The sequence below is a fragment of the Microbacterium resistens NBRC 103078 genome (genome assembly GCF_001552355.1).
Classification (GTDB): Bacteria; Actinomycetota; Actinomycetes; order Actinomycetales; family Microbacteriaceae; genus Microbacterium; species Microbacterium resistens.
Map to the genome: position 1 here is coordinate 1 of NZ_BCRA01000199.1, position 2,652 is coordinate 2,652.

Sequence of the window (2,652 nt, forward strand, 5' to 3'; positions counted from 1 at the left end):
GCGGCGTGCGCCGTGCTCCTCGCCCGGGGCGTGCAGGACCCGCTGACCCTGCTGCGCCGCGCCACCGCGTGGTCCGCGGCCGCCGTGCTCATGCCGCTGGCGGGCGAGATCCACCCCTCCTGGCCTCAGCTCGAGGCCGCCCTGCTCATCGACAGCCCCACCGGGCACGCGTCCGACCCGCGCGCCACGACCGCCCCCGAACCGAAGGACACCCCATGACCCTCGTCTCCGCCCGCGAGCTCGTCCAGGACGCCGCCTCCCGCGGCGTCGGCATCGGCGCCTTCAACGTCATCCACCTGGAGACCGCCGAGGCCCTCGCCCTCGCCTCCGAGCGCACCGGGCTGCCGGTCATCCTGCAGATCTCGCAGAACTGCGCCGACTACCACGGCGGCCTCGAGCCGATCGCGCTCGCCGCCCTGGCCGTCGCCCGGCGCGCCGCGACGCCGGTCGCCGTGCACCTGGACCACGCCGAGCGCCCCGAGCTCGTCGATGAGGCGGTGGCGCTGGGCTTCGGCTCGGTGATGTTCGACGGCGGGACGCTCGAGTACGCGGACAACGTCGCCCTCACCGCCCGCGTGACCGAGCGCGCGCACGCCGCCGGGGTGCACGTCGAGGGAGAGCTCGGCGAGGTCGGGGGCAAGGACGGCGCGCACGCGCCCGGGGTGCGCACCGATCCCGACGAGGCGCGGGCGTTCGTGGTCGAGACCGGCGTGGACGCGCTGGCCGTCGCCGTCGGGTCCTCCCACGCGATGACCGACCGCACCGCGGCACTGGACCTCGACCTCATCGCTCGGCTGCGCGCGGCGCTGGACGTCCCGCTGGTCCTCCACGGGTCCTCCGGGGTCCCCGAGGACGCGCTCGTCGCCGCCATCCGCGCGGGGATGACGAAGATCAACGTGTCCACCCATCTGAACGGCTTCTTCACCCGCGCGGTACGGGCCCGGCTTGCGGCGGACGAGCGTCTCGTCGACTCGCGGAAGTACATCGCCCCGGGGCGCGAGGCGGTCGCCGAGGAGGCGGGCCGGCTGCTGCGCCTGTTCGCCGGCGCGCAGGAGCACGGGCGGGCGGAATGAAGCGGACGGCACGTCTGACGGCCATCCTGGACCTCCTCGCGGCCCAGGGCGAGATCACGGTCGAGGAGCTCGTCGACCGGTTCGGGGCGTCCCCGGCCACCGCGCGCCGGGATCTGGACAGCCTCGCCGAGCAGCGCCTGCTGACCCGGACGCACGGCGGAGCCGTCGCTCAGTCCGTCGCCTACGAGCTGCCCATCCGGTACAAGAGCCACCTGCGGGCGGACGAGAAGGATCGGATCGGCCGCGCCGCCTCGGCGCTCGTGGCGCCCGGTTCCGTCGTGGGTCTGTCCGGGGGGACGACCACCACGGCGATCGCCGCCGCCCTCGCCGCCCGCGACGATCTCGCCGACCAGCCGCTCACCATCGTCACGAACGCGGTGAACATCGCCGCCCAGCTCGCCACCCGGCCCGACATCAAGGTCGTCGTCACCGGTGGCGTGATCCACTCGCGGACGTACGAGCTGGTGGGGCCGTTCGTGGAGCAGCTGCTGCGTGGGATCCGGCTCGACGTCGCGTTCATCGGGGTGAACGGCATGGATCCGGTCGACGGGGCGAGCACGCATGACGAGCGCGAGGCGGCGGTGAACCGGATCATGGCCGAGCGTGCGCGCCGGCCGATCGTCGTGGCGGACTCCGGGAAGATCGGTGCGAGCGCGTTCGCCGCGGTCGGGGATGCGTCCCTGTTCCCGACGCTGCTGACCGACACCGGGCTGTCGGCCGCGTATCGCACGGCCTTCCAGGACGCCGGCTACGAGGTGCTCCTCGCGGACTGAGCGGAGCGATCCGCGCCGCCGAGGCCGTCCTGCCCCGGGCTGGGGTCGTCCGCCCTCGGGGAGCATGAGGAGGGGGTGCCGCGGTCCCCGCGCGACACCCCCGTGGAATCGTGTCCGTCGGCGCGTCCCCAGCACGCGCATCCCCAGTTCCGACCGCGTCCCCTCACGCTCCCGGCTCCCTCGGAAGTTCCCCGCATGACACCTTCCGACGAACAGGAGCCCCGGGGCGCAGGTCTGATACATCGAATGGAGAAAAGTTCTCCGGCCGTGTCCGCACTCGGCGCGGGGGGTGGTCAGAAGCCGCTGCCGTGGCACTGGAACGGCGTCCGGTGTCCCGTGTCCGCCGCCGCGGCGGACAGCGCGGCCGCCGGATCGAGGCCGGCGCGCAGGCTCCCGTGCACGGACCCGAGCAGCTCGCAGGCGACGTCGTCGGGGACCACGACGGGCGAGGAGACGACGCAGCGGGTGCCCGCGTGCAGCCACACCCGGGTCATCCCCAGCGCCTCCTCGCCGCCGCGGACCGAGGAGCGGCCGAGCTCGCACGCCGAGAGCAGGACCACGGCGGGAGGATGCGGGACGAGGTCCACGTCGTAGCCGAAGAGGATCCCGTCGGCGAGCTCGAGGCCCGAGAACAGCGGGTTGTCCACCGTATGCCGGCCGTGCGCGGCGACGTGGAGCACGTCCGAACCGCCCGCCAGCGCGGTGACCGCCTCGACGCCGGCCGCGGCGCCGGTCAGGACCACGGGGGCGTCCCAGGCGGCGGCCGCCGTCGTCACCTCCTCCTCGGCGCGCGCCACGTGCGGCCC

3 protein-coding genes and 1 pseudogene are annotated in these 2,652 nt (G+C 74.5%); 3 read left to right on the forward strand and 1 reads right to left on the reverse strand.

Annotated elements, in window-relative coordinates; translation table 11 throughout:
• The 3 genes and pseudogenes from MR1_RS20625 to MR1_RS18900 form a co-directional block, all read left to right on the forward strand.
• Positions 1-219, forward strand: a pseudogene (locus tag MR1_RS20625) (hypothetical protein); the annotation flags it as partial.
• Positions 216-1,073 (forward strand): class II fructose-bisphosphate aldolase, encoded by an 858-nt coding sequence (locus MR1_RS18895; RefSeq protein ID WP_067250781.1) that lies wholly within the window; start codon positions 216-218, stop codon positions 1,071-1,073. The pseudogene MR1_RS20625 and the gene MR1_RS18895, both read left to right, overlap by 4 nt.
• Complete coding sequence (locus MR1_RS18900; RefSeq protein ID WP_067250784.1) at positions 1,070-1,846, forward strand: DeoR/GlpR family DNA-binding transcription regulator; 777 nt, start codon at positions 1,070-1,072, stop codon at positions 1,844-1,846. Before MR1_RS18895 ends, MR1_RS18900 begins: the two co-directional genes overlap by 4 nt.
• Positions 1,847-2,139: 293 nt before the next feature.
• On the opposite strand, the gene MR1_RS18905 is transcribed toward MR1_RS18900, so the two are convergent.
• Positions 2,140-2,652 (reverse strand): CHAT domain-containing protein (locus MR1_RS18905; protein ID WP_157518401.1); only part of this gene is annotated, 513 nt, incomplete at its 5' end.